Source organism: Variovorax sp. PCZ-1 (assembly GCF_018413605.1).
In the GTDB taxonomy this organism is placed as follows: domain Bacteria; phylum Pseudomonadota; class Gammaproteobacteria; order Burkholderiales; family Burkholderiaceae_C; genus JANMDU01.
In genome coordinates this window covers 1318740-1335037 of sequence record NZ_JAHCDN010000001.1, presented here as the reverse complement: position 1 = coordinate 1335037, position 16298 = coordinate 1318740, and the positions used below count along the sequence as shown (strand labels likewise).

Annotated in this window: 14 protein-coding genes and 1 tRNA gene; 6 read left to right on the top strand and 9 right to left on the bottom strand. The window is 56.5% G+C overall.

The genetic code is table 11. The features are described from left to right. Positions 1-13 precede the first annotated feature (13 nt). Positions 14-1243 carry a GNAT family N-acetyltransferase gene (locus KIH26_RS06460; protein ID WP_213443567.1) on the top strand — a complete coding sequence of 410 codons (1230 nt, stop codon included), beginning with the start codon at positions 14-16 and terminating at the stop codon, positions 1241-1243. Here the strand turns inward: KIH26_RS06460 and KIH26_RS06455 are convergent. The 4 genes from KIH26_RS06455 to KIH26_RS06440 form a co-directional block, all read right to left on the bottom strand. Then, entirely contained in the window at positions 1240-2286 is a 1047-nt protein-coding gene (locus tag KIH26_RS06455; protein ID WP_213443565.1) for a hypothetical protein, read from the bottom strand. The two genes, KIH26_RS06460 and KIH26_RS06455, sit on opposite strands and share 4 nt — an antisense overlap. Next, positions 2283-2804 (bottom strand): (2Fe-2S)-binding protein, encoded by a 522-nt coding sequence (locus tag KIH26_RS06450; protein ID WP_213443564.1) that lies wholly within the window; start codon positions 2802-2804, stop codon positions 2283-2285. Before KIH26_RS06450 ends, KIH26_RS06455 begins: the two co-directional genes overlap by 4 nt. A 1-nt stretch (position 2805) precedes the next feature. Further along, positions 2806-5604 carry a xanthine dehydrogenase family protein molybdopterin-binding subunit gene (locus KIH26_RS06445; RefSeq protein WP_213443563.1) on the bottom strand — a complete coding sequence of 933 codons (2799 nt, stop codon included), beginning with the start codon at positions 5602-5604 and terminating at the stop codon, positions 2806-2808. 170 nt (positions 5605-5774) lie between these two features. Then, complete coding sequence (locus tag KIH26_RS06440; RefSeq protein ID WP_249661116.1) at positions 5775-6311, bottom strand: cyclic nucleotide-binding domain-containing protein; 537 nt, start codon at positions 6309-6311, stop codon at positions 5775-5777. A 231-nt stretch (positions 6312-6542) separates the two neighbouring features. On the opposite strand from KIH26_RS06440, the gene KIH26_RS06435 reads away from it, so the two are divergent. Next, positions 6543-7388, top strand: coding sequence for an esterase/lipase family protein (locus tag KIH26_RS06435; protein ID WP_503005071.1), 846 nt, complete (start codon positions 6543-6545; stop codon positions 7386-7388). A gap of 143 nt (positions 7389-7531) precedes the next feature. Here KIH26_RS06435 and KIH26_RS06430 read toward each other — a convergent pair whose 3' ends face one another. Then, entirely contained in the window at positions 7532-8524 is a 993-nt protein-coding gene (locus KIH26_RS06430) for an alpha/beta hydrolase family protein (protein ID WP_213443559.1), read from the bottom strand. A gap of 114 nt (positions 8525-8638) precedes the next feature. Here KIH26_RS06430 and KIH26_RS06425 point away from each other — a divergent pair, with 114 nt between their 5' ends. The 3 genes from KIH26_RS06425 to KIH26_RS06415 all read left to right on the top strand — a co-directional run bounded on the left by KIH26_RS06425 (position 8639) and on the right by KIH26_RS06415 (position 10732). After that, positions 8639-9499 (top strand): alpha/beta hydrolase, encoded by an 861-nt coding sequence (locus tag KIH26_RS06425; RefSeq protein ID WP_213443557.1) that lies wholly within the window; start codon positions 8639-8641, stop codon positions 9497-9499. 106 nt (positions 9500-9605) lie between these two features. Further along, on the top strand, positions 9606-10592 hold the full coding sequence (locus tag KIH26_RS06420; RefSeq protein WP_503005137.1) for a Bug family tripartite tricarboxylate transporter substrate binding protein: 987 nt from the start codon (positions 9606-9608) through the stop codon (positions 10590-10592). 47 nt (positions 10593-10639) lie between these two features. Next, positions 10640-10732, top strand: a tRNA-Ser gene (locus KIH26_RS06415). A gap of 202 nt (positions 10733-10934) precedes the next feature. On the opposite strand, the gene KIH26_RS06410 is transcribed toward KIH26_RS06415, so the two are convergent. From KIH26_RS06410 to KIH26_RS06400, 3 genes are all read right to left on the bottom strand, one after another. Continuing rightward, positions 10935-11666 carry a TetR/AcrR family transcriptional regulator gene (locus KIH26_RS06410; RefSeq protein WP_213443554.1) on the bottom strand — a complete coding sequence of 244 codons (732 nt, stop codon included), beginning with the start codon at positions 11664-11666 and terminating at the stop codon, positions 10935-10937. Between the two features lie 128 nt (positions 11667-11794). Beyond that, positions 11795-13933: an ATP-dependent DNA helicase gene (locus KIH26_RS06405; RefSeq protein WP_213443552.1), complete on the bottom strand. Its 2139-nt coding sequence runs from the start codon at positions 13931-13933 to the stop codon at positions 11795-11797. A gap of 10 nt (positions 13934-13943) precedes the next feature. Next, positions 13944-14147, bottom strand: coding sequence for a YdcH family protein (locus tag KIH26_RS06400; RefSeq protein ID WP_213443550.1), 204 nt, complete (start codon positions 14145-14147; stop codon positions 13944-13946). A 71-nt stretch (positions 14148-14218) separates the two neighbouring features. Here KIH26_RS06400 and KIH26_RS06395 point away from each other — a divergent pair, with 71 nt between their 5' ends. Beyond that, positions 14219-15046 (top strand): PP2C family protein-serine/threonine phosphatase, encoded by an 828-nt coding sequence (locus tag KIH26_RS06395; RefSeq protein ID WP_213443548.1) that lies wholly within the window; start codon positions 14219-14221, stop codon positions 15044-15046. A gap of 11 nt (positions 15047-15057) precedes the next feature. Here the strand turns inward: KIH26_RS06395 and dinB are convergent, their stop codons facing one another. Beyond that, complete coding sequence (dinB, locus tag KIH26_RS06390) at positions 15058-16290, bottom strand: DNA polymerase IV (protein ID WP_213443546.1); 1233 nt, start codon at positions 16288-16290, stop codon at positions 15058-15060. Between the last annotated feature and the right edge of the window lie 8 nt (positions 16291-16298).

The following is a 16298-nucleotide window of genomic DNA, read 5'->3' as shown; positions in this document are numbered from 1 at the left end:
AACGATATTCAGAATGACTACGAAGGATTATGTCACCCGCATCCACAGCTCCCCACTGGAGATTGATGTAGCGCAATGGAATGCGTTACTGAAAGCAAGCGACTTACCCACGCCTTTCATGCGCCATGAATATCTGGCCGCCATGCAGACCTCGAACTCTGCGGTGAAGGCAACTGGCTGGGATGCGCGCTTTGTGGCTTTGTATTCACCCGATGAGAAAGAGCTGCTCGCTGCCTGCCCGCTGTATGTAAAAACGCATTCCTACGGCGAGTATGTGTTTGACTGGGCATGGGCGCGGGCTTATCAGGAAAATGGGCTGGCCTATTACCCCAAGGCCACGATTGCTGTGCCCTTCACACCTGTGCCAGGCACCAGATTTTTATGCAAAAATGGCTTCTCGCCGTCGTATTTACTGCGCGAGGTGCTCTCATATTGTGAGCAAGAGGATGTCTCTTCATTGCATACCTTGTTTGCCTCAGAGAGTGATCAGCACATCGCAACAGATGAAAAACTCATGCTGCGCGAGACCGTGCAATTCCACTGGCAGAACGCGAGTTACAACGACTTCGACGCATACCTCGCCACCCTCGCTCAAGATAAACGCAAAAAAATCCGTGCTGAGCGCCGCAAGGTCAGCGATGCAGGCATGACGTGGCGCTGGAGTCAAGGCGTAGACATTTCAAGCGCAGATTGGGATTTTTTCTACACCTGCTACGAGCGCACCTATCTCGAACACGGCAACCCGCCCTATCTCAACCGAGAATTTTTCCAAGGCATGCAAGAGACGATGCCAGAAAATTGGTTGCTGTTTATTGCTGAGCACTCAGGCAAATCGATAGCTTGCAGCATGATTGCCATTCAAGATACTATCAATTCAGTAGCACTCTGCGCAGATTCTGTGCCGGCAAATAGCCCAAAAAGCATAAAAAAAGTAGCTCAAAAGGTGGCGTACGGCCGCTACTGGGGTGCCATCGCTCGCGTAGATAGCCTGCACTTCGAAGCCTGCTATTACCAGCCTCTGCAATGGTGCATCGAACACGGCTTCGACCGATTTGAAGGCGGCGCACAAGGCGAACACAAAATGGCCCGCGGCCTGCTTCCTGTCGTCACCCGCAGCGCGCATTGGCTCGCGCATCCGCAGTTCGCCGATGCCGTGAACCGCTTTTTAGAACGAGAGCGCCTTGGCATCGGCGAATATGTCGAGCATCTGGCGCAGCGCAACCCGTTTCGCGAACTCTCCTAGCGCTTACCAGACTTGCCTATCGGGGTGTCGTAGCTGATCTTTTGACATGCCGCTCCATTCGGATTCGCGCAGCAGTCAGAGATATCCTTCGCGCTTTTCTTGAATGCTTCATCCCATTGGAACTTGCTGTGCAAATTGCCGGGGCTCATCCAATGCGACAGGGGGAATTGCTGGCCCAAGGCGCTCGTGCCAGTGGCAGAGACGACACCTGTGGCTTGCAGCGTGGCAAGGCCGCAGGAGTGCATATTGCCCATGCGGTGGCAGGTGGTGCAAGTGTTGCCGCGCGTGGTGATGGCAAAGGGCTGCGGCCATTGCTTGAAGGCTTGACCGACGGCGCGCGGCTGGTATTTGCCAAATGGGTTGCTGGGCAGCTGCGTGGTTTGCGCGATATAGGGGCTGTACATATACGGCCCGCTGTCATGGCATTTGACGCACATGGGCTCATTCTTCACGAGCTGCGTGGGGCTCATCCACAGAGCGGCGGGATTGGGCAGCGTGGTTTTTTCCACCTTCCAGCCTGGATGCAAAGCTTCACTCTCGGGATGGATTTTTTCGTAGCCGCGTGGCGCTGATTTGATCGGCAAGCCAGAAGGCGATGGCACGATGCGGCCATTGATGCCTGCGCCCAGAGTGAATGGCCGCGCGGCTTTGGCGGTGAACCAGCAGGTTTTGCCGCTCTTGAGGTTGTGCGAAACAATGTTGATCTCGTCAAACAAATGGCTGGATGGCTCGCGCACCACATATTTGCGGCAGATCGCGCTAATCTGCGCCTCTCCATCATCGCGCAACACGAGTGCGCGCGAGCCGGGTACGCATTGGCCTTGGTTGCCGGCGTCTACGGCGGGCACCATGGAAGGCTTATCGCAAGTGGCGGTGTAGCTGGTGGTGATTTGGCCGTTCACGGTGATCGGGATCACCTCACCAGCCATGCAACTGAAAGCAGGAATCGGCGTGACTTCTTTGGCGCACTGCTCGCTGTATTCATAGAAGGTCTGCGCTTGTGCGAAGGCCGAAAAAAGCATGAGTAGGAGGAAGCGTTTCATTTCACCAGCCCTCCTTCCGCCAAGATCACGGATTTGATCGCTGCGTAATACTTGGCGTAGCCAGTGCAGCGGCAAATATGCTGCCCCACAGCATCTTCAATGGCTTTGTCGAGCTGATCTTTAGCAACTGGCGTCACTCGCAAGCGCTCAATCAGCATCGTGGTCGCCATCACAAAGCCGGGAGTGCAATAACCGCATTGGAAAGCGAAGTGATCGAGGAAGGCTTGCTGCACCTTGCTGGGCGCTTGGGGTGAACCTACACCTTCAACCGTGGTGATCGTCTGCCCTTGGAGCAAAGCCACAGGCGTGGAGCAAGCGAGCATGGGCTGACCTTGCGAGCTGGGCGCGCGCTGCGCTTTCACCGTGCAGACCTTGCACACACCGATGCCGCAACACAGACGCGTACCCGAGAGGCCTTGCTCCTCTTGCAAATAATCGACGAGTGCCAAATCATCTGGCACTTTGGCTGTCACAGGTTTGTTGTTGAGCGTAAAACTCACAATCACTTCTTTGGCCATGTCATGCTCCCTTGATCTTTGCAGCCGTGATCGGCAAGCTTCTCACCCGTTTCCCCGTCGCATGCGCAATCGCATTGCCAATCGCTGGAGCAATCGGGCAGAGCACGGCTTCTGCGATGCCTTTGGCTGTCGGCTCCGTCGTCGGCAAAGTCGTGATGTTCATGCGCGTGGGCATATCAGAAGCCAGCGCCACGTGATAGCGATCCAGATTCCATTTGCCATCACCCGCACCGCCCGCCTCCAGCGGTAAATCCTCCAAGAGCGCATAGCCAATACCCATGGCAATGCCACCTTCTGCTTGACCCATCAAAAGATCGCGCTGCAAAACTTTGCCAGCATCCACCATCAGCTCCACATCGGTCACCTTCGGTTGACCATTCTTCGGGTCAAGCTCCACAGCTACCAACACCCCCGATGGCGCAAACAAGCTTCGTCCATACAAAGCCGCTTTCGGATCAGGCGGAATCAGATCTTGCCGTGTGATCACTTGCCAGCTTTGGGATGCTGAAGCCTGCAAGGCCAAGCCATCAATGGGCAACAGCATCTTGCCGCCATTGATGGCATAACTCGCGCTCACCCAAGTGCCTTGATACAGGCCATGCACCATCGCGCCTTTGGGTAGCTTCATCGCATACAAACGCGCAGCAATATCTGGCAATGCCAAAGGCGGCAAACCAGATGCGTTGAGCTTTGCATCGCGCCAAACCGCTTTGCCTTGCACCTGCGCCAAGGGCACATTCCAGATTGCAGCCGCTGCCGGCAGCAAGGCCGCTTCAAACAACACCCGCGCGGCCTGCTCTGTCACATGCACCTGATGAAAAGCGGTGAGGCAGGCGCTGGACGACATGGAAAACGATGCCGTCCACGCAGGGTTCGCCCAGCTGAAGGTGGCTGGATCTTTGGGATCCACACCGCAGACTATGCCATTGCCAGTGATCATCTGAAGCGCATTGAAATAGCCCTGATCGCCCATCACCACATGCTCAGCGTTTTGCCCAGCAAATCCCGCCGTGCTGATCGCCAGCGTGGTGGCAGAGCCATTGCCCATGTCCACACAATTGGTGCGCACTTTCAGCTCGCCGCTGGAGGAGATGGATACTTCCGCCATCACGCCATCAGTGCCCGTGCCATAAGCTTGGTTGGCCAGTGCAAAGCCCACGCCATAGGCGATGCCAAGTTTTGCTTTCTCAAGCTTGGTTTTGGCGCGATTCACCCACAGTGGATGCGCTTTGGCACGGCGGCAAATCTCCGCGAGCGTCATCGGCTGCGTGAGCGGTGCGCCGGTGATGGTGCGGTCGCCTTGCTTGAGCACATTTTTTTCGCGCAGCTCAATCGGATCGCGCCCGAGCGCCACAGCAGCTTCATCCACCAGTGTCTCCACCGCAAAGCTGGCCTGCGGCCCGCCGAAGCCGCGCATGGATCCCGCCACGACGCCAAGGCTGGGCTTAGCAATTGCATCCACAGAAGCCTTGTCAATGTTGTAGCCCGAGAGACCGCAATAGGCGGCGAGCATGGCCACGAACTGGCTGTAATTGTTGTTGCCGCCCGAGGGCAGGATCTGATTGCTTTTGAAGGCGGTGAATTTGCCGTCTTTGTCCACCGCCAGTGAATGCGTGATTCTGCTGGCCAATTGCTTCAAGCCCGATTGGAATTGCTCATAGCGATCTTGCGCGATACGCACGGGCACATTGCCAGCGAGCGCAGCTGTGACGGCCAGCAACGCGGGAAAGGTCGATACATCACGCCCGCCAAAGCCACCGCCGGGATAGCAGGAATACAGCGCCACTTGCTTGAGGGCAACTGAGCTGGGCTTGCAGCTATTGGTAAACATCGTGGTGATATCGCTCACATCGCCATTGGTGGCTTGCGTGCCGAGCACGAGATTCAGCGTGCCGCCAGCCGCAGGGTCAAGCCATGCCAAACCAGCTTCAGGCTCCATGAACATCGGATCGAGCACTTGCGTGTGGTAAGTGCCGCTGAAGCTGCGATGCGCGGGATTGCTCAGCGCGGCATCAATCGCGCCACGCAAGCGCTTGGCGGTTTCGTTGTAAGGCTGCTTGGTACTGTTGGGCTCATTCGGATTCGATTCATAGCCCACCTGCACTTGCGAAAACGGCGCAATGCCCGGCGCTTCATAGCGCGTGAGGTAGTTCACCGGTGAATACGGCGTGGTAAAGCGCGGCTCTGGCGTGATCGAGCCATACTGCACCACGCCTTTGTTGAACTGCAGAACACGCTTTGCTGCGCGGTATTGCTGCCAATCTTTGAAAATCAAAATCGCCACCGGCTGGCCGTAGAACTGCGCTGCTGTGCCTTTCGTCACCAGCAATTGCGGCTTGGCTTCAGGCAGGGCGGGTGTGTTGGAAAACGGCAGCGAGAGATTGAGCGCCAACAGATCAGCTTGCTGAATGATTGTGATGGGCTGCAAATCGGCGCTGAGCACCTCCAAGTTAATGCCCATGAATAAAAGCCGCGCATTATCCGCGCGCAAGATCATCGCCACACGCTCCTGTGCTGGCCAGCCCTGCATATCTTTCGCCCGAAAATCTCTTGCATAGATTTTTTGCCCGGTCACCTTGCGCATGCCTTCGATGCGATAGCGCGCCTTGCCCGGCGCGCCAGACCAGCCGGGCGCAGCTTTGGCGTGCAAATGCGGATGGTCAGGTTGCGGCAAGCTGGTTGCCACGGGCGATGTACCGGGCTTAGCATCCGCCAATTCATGGTAGAGGGCGCTCACGCCCCCAGCGCCCGCCGCACCCAAAAACGCACGGCGGCTGAGCTGGAAATAGCTCTCTTGCATGGCCTCGCTCCTTGCCTGTTATTTGATGAATCTTTGGCGCGATTATGGCAAGCTAGGCGAGCTTACGTCTGGTTTTTTGCAAAAAATCTTGCAATGACGTCTTTAGTTTTAATTTTGTAGCCGGCGAGGCTTGCGCAGAGCATGCTCCGCGTTCAGGCGTGCAGAACCGCTCAAACTGAGCGAGTCATCTTGGCTTGCTGCAGTGAAAGCAGCTCGGTTTGCAGTTGCAAAATTTGCTGATCCTGCACAATCATGTGATGGTTGGCATGGCGAATGCGCCGGGCTAGCAAGCGCAGCAAGCCTGCCATGAGCTGTGCTGCAGACAGCGCATCCGTTTCAAACATTGCGATGAAATCATCACGGCTTAGCACTGCTGCGCGTGTGAACACCAAGGCCTCACAGGTCGCAGAGTGAACTTGCCCATCAATGAAGCCTACTTCGCCAATGATGTGCCCTGGTTGCGCCAAACGGTGCACCAAATGCCCGCCTTCTTGTGTATGTTTGCTGGAGATTTCAGCCTCACCCGAGACGAGAATCATCAAGTAGCCAGCATTGGCATCGCCCTCACGCGTGAGCTGCGTGCCGGGTGCAAACTCGCGAACAGCCATCAAGGCTGCCAGGCGTATAGAAATTTTCTCAGGCATGCCGTGAAACGCTGCACCACTGCGCAGCAACTTCGCCACATGTTGGATTTCAGATTCGGTCATCACGGTGAGATGCCCTAGATTGTTAATACGTTTGGATTATGCAACCAGTTAAATGACAAGCCTTCCAGTCATGGCGACATCTGACGCGAAACTTGCAAAAACACCAGCGCAAGGGAAAACCACGAAGCTGATCGTCTCACAAGTGACGAAAAATGCGATTCACCGCTCTAGTTGTGTATTTGCCGAGCGATTGACAGCGTTTGAGCATGGCATATCCTAGACAATGCAATCATGATTCACATTCCCGCCCTGCACCGGCTGACCCCGCCTATGAAAAAACAATCCGGCACATCGAAAAGCAATTCTGGGCACACAGCCCCTGGCATGGGATTGCTGGCGCTGGAGTTTCGCGCGTTTTGGGAGTTTGGTGCCGTATTGCCTGCTTGGCCTGCTCTGCAAAAAGCTCCTGCAGGCGATGGCCATTCAGTGATCGTCTTCCCCGGCTTGGCTGCGAGCGACACGTCCACCGTGCCCCTTCGTAAATATTTGGAGAGCTTGGGCTATGACGTGACGGGCTGGCAGCAAGGCAGCAATTTCGGCCCACGTGCGGGTGTGCTCGAAGGTATCAAACGCATGGTTCGCGAGACTTACGCCGCCTCTGGCAACAAGGTGAGTTTGGTTGGCTGGAGTTTGGGCGGCGTGTATGCCCGCGAGATCGCCAAAGAGTTGCCTGATTTCGTGCGCTGCGTGATCACTTTAGGCACGCCATTTGCGGGCAGCCCACGCTCCACCAATGCGTGGCGCTTGTATGAGATGGTCAGCGGGCGCGATATTGAGCGCGAAGCTGATAACTTCGAGCTTCACAAAGCGCCGCCAGTGCCCACCACCAGCGTTTACTCAAAAACAGACGGTATCGTGGCTTGGCAAGGCAGCATTCAAAGCAAATCGCCTGAGCTTGGGCACGAGCAAACAGAAAATATCGAAGTCTTGGCCAGCCATTTCGGCATTGGCTTGAATCCCAGCGCTTGGTGGGCCGTGGCGGATCGGCTCTCGCAAACCGAGAGCGCTTGGAAGCCGTTTCGCAAGCCCAAGATGCTGGGATTAGGCGGCATCGTCTTTCCGGGTGCATCCGACTGATTCTTTTTGCAAAAAAGGCCGATCGCCGGCGTATATACTGCGCAAAGTGCTATCAAATACGTAGCAATTTGAATTGGCTCGTATCAGGCAGAGCAGCCGCACAAAGCGCAGATCAGAGGCATCCATCTGCCCCGATCAAGGCGCTATGCACGCAAAAACTGATCTGCGGCGCCCAGGCCTGCTGCAGAGCCCATGGGCTGCCCAAAGAGCTGCTCTTTGAGCCAAGCGGTGCTGATGCTTGCTACGCGCTCATGATGCGAAGCCTCGGCATCCAGTGAAATCTTCTCACGGCGCACAATGAATGTGCTGGGGATTTGCTTTGAATTGCCAGCAAAAGTGAAGTGATCTGCGCCATCGAGCCAGAGCAGCGCCTTTTTCCCCGATGGAATAGCGTCATACACCATACGGCGGCTTTCGGGCGTTTCGCCATTGCCCATGATCTCGCCATCCAAGCTGCCTGTGCACACCAGAAAAGGCCGCGTCACAGCAGCCATTTCTTTGCGGCTTTGCGCCAAATTATTTTTATTGGAAAGCGCTGGGCTCATCGCTACGAAAGCTTTGGGCTGAGGGTCGGTGCCATTGTTGCCATTGCGCTGCCAACCTGCCGTGAGCATGGTGGTGCGCGCGCCGAAGGAATGGCCGCCCACGGCCATTTTGTCGGTCGGCACCCCCACCCAGCCCGGGGCAGCAGCCGTTTTGCGACGGTTGATTTCAGCAATCGCAAAGCGCATGTCTTGCATGCGCGCAACCAGTTGCTCAGGCTGAGATGCCTTGCTCAGCGCCGTCAAACCACCTTTCCTCAAAGCCTGCGCATCACTGCCTGGATGCTGAAGATGCACCACCAGCAAGCCAGCTGCGGCCCAAGCCCTGCCCCAATAATCGCCGCCTTCTTTCTTGCCGCCTAAGCCATGCGAATACAGCATCACGCCCAGCGGCTTGCCCACAGGCCAGCGCAACAGCACCGGCAGCTCGCGCGAGCGTGCCGCATCCATCCACGCTTCGGTTTGCACCTCTGGCAGCGTTTGGGCCATAGAGGGCAATGCACTTGCACCCGCAAGCCCCGCGGCCAAGCCAGCTCGCAGACAGGCGCGACGCGAGATCATGGATGCAAGGGATTCAGGAGCGTTAGAGTTCATTTCTGGGGCTTTCACCAGTGGGCAAGTCAAAAGGGCTGTGCTTTACTCAACGAGCGTATCGCTTTTGGGCTGACTTGCCAACGACATTGCCTACACACTTTACTTGCCAGAAACATGAGCACAGCCTTGAGCCCACAAGACGATCCTGATGGCCAAATACCCATGCCTTTTCCTGCAGCGGCGCAATATGCAGCTCAGGTGATGACTTGGGCACGTGAAGCAGATTTTTCGGGGCTCCAGGTGCAACGCGGCTTAGCATACGGCGCGCATCGTTTGCAGCGCATGGATGTGTTCGCCCCGCAAGCTGCGCACCATGCGCCCATCCTGATCTTCTGGCACGGCGGCGGCTGGACCAATGGCTACCGCGAGTATGTGCACTTCATGGCCAAGCATGTGTGCGCATCAGGCATGATTTTGATTGCACCCTCTTATCGGCTCGTTTCTACACACAAGCTCCCTGCTGCTTACGAAGACGCCCTCGCCTGCCTCGCACATGTGCATGCCCATGCCAGCGAATTCGGCGGTAATACACAGCGCATCTTGCTCTCTGGTCACTCTGCTGGCGGGCATCTGGCTTCGCTGCTTGCGCTGCGTAAACAAAGCCCCGCGCACAGCAGCATCCAAGCCTGCCTACCCATCAGCGCCATCATGGATTTGCATCACCCCGCGCCACCGCCCGACAGCTTGGAAGAGCGCGTTTACAAGCTCGTGCTGCAAAACCCGCTCGATGACACATTGATGAGCCCCCTCTGTTGGGCGGCCGGAAACAACATTCCCTTTGAACTCTTCATCGGCGAGCACGACAGCGAGCGCGTGCGCCTGTCTAATCGCCGCTTGCACACCCTGCTCAAAACACAGCCAGCACCTGCAGCACTGCATCAACACGCGGGGCAAAGCCATTTCGACACGCACACCAGCCTGATGCAGCCTAATCATCCCTGGTATCGCCAGCTCGCGCAGCACGCTTTTCTCTGAGCAGCAAGCAGTTCGCACATGAAACCCTACCTAGGTCAAACATGCAGTGCGTTCATCTGTAAATTGATTTAACCTGTGTATACAGTTTTAACGAGGAGCTTTCATGATTCATCCATCACGCCGTCACTCATTAGCCTGTGTCGCAGCCATCGGTGCTGCTCTGCTCGCCCCTAGCATCGCCCTGGCTCAGGCCTATCCGGCAAAGCAAATCAACATCGTCGTCTCCTACCCAGCCGGTGGAGATACCGACGCCTTAGGCCGTTTGTTTGCAGAAAAGCTCGCCACGCGTATCGGCCAAAACGTCGTCGTAGAAAACAAACCCGGCGCCAGCGGCACGATAGGCAACGCCTTCGTCGCCAAAGCCCCCGCTGATGGCTACACCTTGCTCATGACCCCGAGCACCATCTCTTCCGCCCTGCTCGTGCTCAAGCCCGGCACAGGCGGTGCGTATGACACCGTGGGCGATTTCGAGCCTGTCTTCCACATGGGCACACAGCAGCTCTTTCTTGTCGTCAACAGCAGCAGTGGCATCAAAAACGTGAAAGACTTGATCGCCGCCGCCAAAGCCGACAAGATCAAAACCTATGGCAGCCCCGGCAGCGGCAGCCCCATGCACATCTTGGGTGAAATGTTTAATAAAACTGCTGGCACCAAAATCCAGCAGGTGCCCTATCGCGGCAGCGCCCCCGCGGTGGTTGATCTGATCGGCAACCACATCCAATTCATGTACACCACCCTGGGCCCTGTGCGCCAGCACATCGAGCGCGGCACATTAACAAACATCGCCGTGGCAGACAGCGTTCGCTCCCCCTTCGCGCCCAACGTGCCCACGCTCGAAGAGCAAGGCATTCGCGGCGCCAATCTGGGCGCTTGGCAAGGCATCATGGCTCCTAAAGGCACACCCCAGCGCGTGATCGACATGCTCAACGGCCACTTCAACGAAATCATGAAAATGCCCGATGTACAAGCCCGTATGAGCCTGGCCACCACCGTGCCCACAGGCGGCGAGCCCCGCTTCTTAGGCCGCACCCATGCCGCCGAGCACGAGCGCATGGCCAAAGTGATCGCAGAAAACGGTATCAAAGCAGATTAAGAGCAAGCTCAAGCACCCGCCCAGTTCGTGCGATAATTCAGCCTGCTGGAAACGTGACCGAGTGGCCGAAGGTGCTCCCCTGCTAAGGGAGTATGGGGTGTAGAGCCTCATCGAGGGTTCGAATCCCTCCGTTTCCGCCAGCACACAAAAGCCCGTTTGATTCATCAAACGGGCTTTTTCTTTGCCTTCAACCGATCAATAGTGACTATTGATTTGATAGCACTTCGCGCAGTATTCTCGCCGGCGAAGTGCTGTTTTTTGCTTAAAAATGACTGGTTTTAAGGCTTCATGAACGCAAGCTTTAGCGGCTCTCAGCTTGCGCAAAGCGTCGCACCCAAGAAGTCATTTGCGAACAAACCGAACCACCGTCTCGATCACTTGCTCTTTCCTGCGAGCCGTGACGGTTTTGGAGTTCATGTCGATTTTGAAGATTGTGCCGAAGGTGTGGCGGTTAGACACGTTGAAGAAGCTGAGCGCTGAGATGGTGGCGTGGATATCGATGGGGGTGATGCCCGTGCGAAAAATACCCGCAGTCACACCGCGTTCATAAAGCCCTTTGATCGCTTGCAAGGCTGGCACATTCAAGCCTTGAATGCTTTTGCTGGCGGAGAGGAATTGCGCGCGGTTGATGTTTTCACCCATCACGAGGCGGATGTAATCTTCGTTGCCGGCGTGATGGTCGAAAGTGAAGCCAACCAAGCGGCGCAGTGCGGCTTCAGGCTCTAAATCATCGAGATGCAAATCAGATTCAATGGCGCGCACACGGCGATAGGCTTCCTCAAGCACGGCGACATACAGGCCTTCTTTGCTCTCAAAATAGTAGTAAATCATGCGCTTGCTGGTGCGCGTGCGCTCGGCGATTTCGTCGATGCGCGCGCCGGCCAAGCCTTTTTGAGCAAACTCTTGCGTAGCCACAGCCAAAATTTCGGCCATGGTGCGGGCGGGATCATTGGTGCGACTGGTCGTGCCACTCGCCAAGCTCTTGCGACTTGGGGATGAGGCAGACTTGCGCGCAACAGGCTTTTTCTTGGCTGCTGCTTTGGTTTCTTTGGCTGAATGTACCGTTCCGTTCATTTCCACAGTATATGCTTTGCATCCAAATTTAGAAATAATCAGGCATCAAATGAACGCAAGCCTCGGGCCAGCGCCAAGCACAGCTGCGCAGATGTTGCACTTGACCGCGAAAGACGTTTTCAGATGGTCTAGAGTTCGTTGCTCAGCTGATCAAGCGCAGCTTGAAAGTCTTCGGGCGTGCTGAGCCTTGCCATTGGCGGCAAAGCGGCCATCAAACGGCGGCCATAGCCCATTTGCACTAGGCGCGTATCTCCGATCACCAAAATACCGCGATCGCTTTCTCGCCGGATCAAGCGCCCTGCTCCTTGCTTCAAAGCCACTGCCGCCTCAGGCACAGAATAATCAGCAAATGCACTGCGACCTTCGCTCTCCAAACGCTGGCAACGCGCTTCTACCAAAGGATCGCCGGGTGGCGGAAAAGGCAGTTTGTCGATGATCACGAGCTGCAAGGCCTCGCCGGGAATATCAATGCCTTCCCAAAATGAAGCGGAGGCCACGAGTACGCAGCCTTTGCCGCCTTGCGTATTGCCAATGCGAAAGCGCTCTACCAACTCACGCTTGGACATCTGGCCTTGAATCAATACCTCCAGCTCGCCGTCCAGCTGGTGTTTCAAGCGCTCGCCGATGGTCTTCAAAGCGCGCAGTGTGGTGGTAAGCACCATGGTGCGGCCCTGCAGGCGCTGCGCGCCCACCAGCGCGAGCTTGGCCACTTCTTCGCTGTGAGTCGGATCACTTGGCTTTGGCAAATGGCGCGGCACATAGACGCTGGCTTGATTGGGGTAATCAAATGGGCTTTGCGCTACCAGGATGCGTGCATCTTGCAGGCCACAGGGCTCGGTGAACCAGCTGAGCTTGGCATCATCGCCCAGCGTAGCGGATGTAAAAATCCATGCGCGACGCGAGGGCTCGGCGGCTGCGGCATCTCTTGAAGACGGCGCGCCGCGCATCAAGGCTTCTACGTCTTCCTCATCCGGCATCCACTCCTGCCATTCATCGTCTGGCTCCACACGGCTTTCGTCTTCAGGCGGAAAATCATTCACGCCCTGCCCCACATCCAGCTTGAGCAGTTTGGTACGGATCGTCTGCGCGATATCCAGCGGCGCCTCCATGAGAGTGACTTGCGTGCCCACGTCCAGCCAGCGCACTTGGCCCTTTTCAGGCTTTTGCAAAAAACGTTTAGCTCGGCTCGCCATCTCGCGGGCGCGCTCGTGCAGGCGCACAAAATCTGGCGCGATTTCGCTCACCATATCGAGTGCTGCCATCGCCATCTGCAAAGCATCCTCAACACGACTAAGCCCTTCTGCCCAATCCTGCTCCTGCAAGCCTTCCGGCGCGCTGCCTGTCCAGCGCAGGCGCATGTCTTTGCTGTATTTGGTTTGCTCACCCACCACGAGGCGCAAATCACGCGCGGCCATTTCGCAGTCTCGCGCCAGCTCCTGCCATTCAGCTAAGCCTCTGGCCAGTTGCAAACCTGTGCCCAAAAGATCGCGGGTGAAATCCAGCAATTGCGATGTGCCTAAAGCTGCGCCCAAGAATTGCACACCCGTTTCATTGAGCTGATGCGCCTCATCAAAAATCGCGATACGCACCGTAGGCAGCAGTTCAGCCATGCCCGATTCGCGCACGGCCAAATCAGCAAAGAATAAATGATGGTTGACGACCACCACATCCGCCGCCAGAGCCTGCTTGCGCGCCAGCATCACATGGCAGCTTTTGTAGCTGGGGCAAGTGGAGCCAAGGCAATTTTCTCGGGATGACGTGACCAAAGGAATGATGCTGGAGCGCTCATCCAGGCCCGGCAGCTCAGCCAGATCGCCACTGGTCGTCGTCACCGCCCATTTTTCTATTTTTGCAAGAGCCAGCAAAGCACTGCGCTCCACATGCTCCTGCCGCGCCAGCTTCATGCGGTGAATGCACAAATAGCTGCTGCGACCTTTGAGCAAGGCTGTGCGTGCAGGCAGGCCGAGCGCTTTGAGCAGCATGGGTAAATCGCGTGAGAAAAGTTGGTCTTGTAGTGCTTTAGTAGCAGTAGACACCATCACGCGCTCGCCGGAGAGCAACGCGGGCACGAGATAAGCGAAGGTCTTGCCCACGCCAGTGCCAGCTTCGACCACGAGCGCGCCCCCGCTCTCTATCGTTTGCGCCACGGCATCAGCCATATCGCGCTGGCCACTGCGCTGAGCAAAGGCTTCCGTGGCTTGACCGAGAAGGGAGCCATCGTCGAAATTTGCCGCCACAGCCTGCGAGAGGCTGTTGTGTATCTGCATGCCCATATCCTCAGGCAGGCTCTTTGCCGTCGATCTCGATTTCCAAGCGAGTGATTTGATCACGCAGCGCCAAACGCCGCTTTTTCAGGCGGCGCAGCATGAGTTCGTCCACAGGCGTTTGCTCGGCCAAGCGGTCGATCATCGCGTCCAGATCAGCATGCTCAATGCGCAGCTCGATCAGTTGGCGGTCAGGGGAATGCAGGTTGGAATCCAAGGGTCAATCACAATACAGATGCAGCAAAGACACAACAAGTGCCTCGCGAAATACCATGATAATAGCGTCACATGTCTAACGGCTACAGAATCACAGCATCCACCGGTATCCACAAAGGAGACCGCGACTACCAGCAAGACCAGATTGCGCTGCTTAATCATCCGCGCGTCAATGGCTGCATGCTTGGCGTGGTGGCTGATGGTATGGGCGGCAGAAGCGGCGGGCGCAAAGCATCTGACCAAGTGATGCTCACAGCCAAGCAGCTTTTTGAGCGCTATTCCCCTGAGCGCGATGATCCCCCCTCGCTCTTGCGCCAGCTGGTTGAAGAAGCCCATCTGGTGATCAAGCTCACCGCCATTTCCGCGGAGCAAGAACCTCACAGCACCGTAGCCGCCTTTTTGATCAACCCCAATGGCGAATGTCATTGGGTGCATGCTGGTGATTCACGGATTTACCACTACCATGGCAACAAAATGGTCAAGCGCACGCTGGATCACTCCTACGTGCAAACTTTGGTGGACAAAGGCGAAATCACCGAAGAGGAAGCCAATGTGCATCCGCAATCGAATATTTTGATGGGCTGCTTGGGTACGGATGATGATCCACCGATGGATTTTCACTACATTCCCAGCCTGCGCCCTGGTGATGTGCTGATGTGCTGCTCCGATGGTGTGTGGCACTATTTCTCCCCGGCAGAGCTGGGCTCGGTGCTCTCCGCGCTCACGCCCCGTGAATCCACCGAATTTCTGATCGACAAGGCTCGCACCCGCGCGCGAGGCACGGGAGACAATCTCTCGATTGCCGTGGTAAAGCTTGAGCCCTTGCTTGAGACCAGCGCATCGATTGCGCGCAAGATTGAGATTCCGTCCATCCACGCCATCAAAGCCGGCAAAGCTTGACCTCTGAGTTATCAGAACAATTCTGGCGTTCTGTCGCTTACTATCATTTGAATAGCACTCTGCGCAGACTCTGTGCCGGCTATATGCTGTTTTTGCTCTGAATTCTTAGCTTCCAGCTTGCCTACTCGCACACCCAGCAGCCTAAAGCGCTGACTCAAGTCCAAGCGCTTGAGCGCAAGGCCTGCGGTGCGCCGAATGATCTTTGCATCATCTGTGGCCGCATCAATCGTGATATCTCGCGTGGCGATTTTGAAATTACCCCAACGCAGCTTGATGCCAATCGTGCGCCCCAGATAGCCCTTGCGTTGCAGATCGCGCGCCACGCTTTCGCACAGCTCGGTAAACACTTCGCCAAGCTCGGCTTTATCGTGCACGGCATGCAGATCACGTTCAAAAGTCGTCTCGCGGCTCATGCTCACAGGCTCGCTCTCCGTCTCGACCGGGCGATCATCCCGCCCCCAAGCGGCCTCATGCATCCAAGCGCCATAGCTTTTGCCGAAGCGCTGCACCAAATCCGTTGGATCGAAAGCAGCTAGCTCGCCAATCGTTTGAACGCCTATGGCTTTGAGCTTTTCATCGGCCTTGGGACCAATGCCATTGATCTTTCGCGCTGCCAGCGGCCAGATCTTCTGCTGCAAATCGGTCTCATAAACGATTGAAATGCCGTTGGGCTTTTGGAATTCACTGGCCATTTTGGCGAGCAGCTTATTGGGCGCTACCCCAATCGAGCAGGTCAATCCCGTCGCTTCGAAAATGCTTTTCTGGATCAGCCTCGCGAGCACGCGCCCGCCCTCACGCTGGCCACCAGGCACATCGGTGAAATCGATATACACCTCATCCACGCCGCGGTTTTCCATGAGCGGTGCGATCTCCAAGATGATCTCCTTGAAGCGCCGCGAAAAGCGTCGGTATTCCTCAAAATCCACGGGCAGCAAAATCGCCTGAGGACAGAGCTTGGCCGCCTTCATCGTGCCCATGGCCGAGCCCACTCCGAAGCTGCGCGCAATGTAATTCGCGGTCGTGAGCACACCGCGCCCCGTGTAATCCTTCAATCGCGGAAACGCATCCACGGGAATCTCGTGTGTCGCCAGTTCACCTTGAGCATGCCGCAACTGCTCACGAATCGCCCCGCCGCCACCCACAACCACAGGTTCGGCTTTGAGTTGCGGATAGCGCAGCAGCTCGACTGACGCATAAAAGGCATCCATATCTAGGTGAGCAATGCGGCGAATCGGCTCTGTCATACACGCAC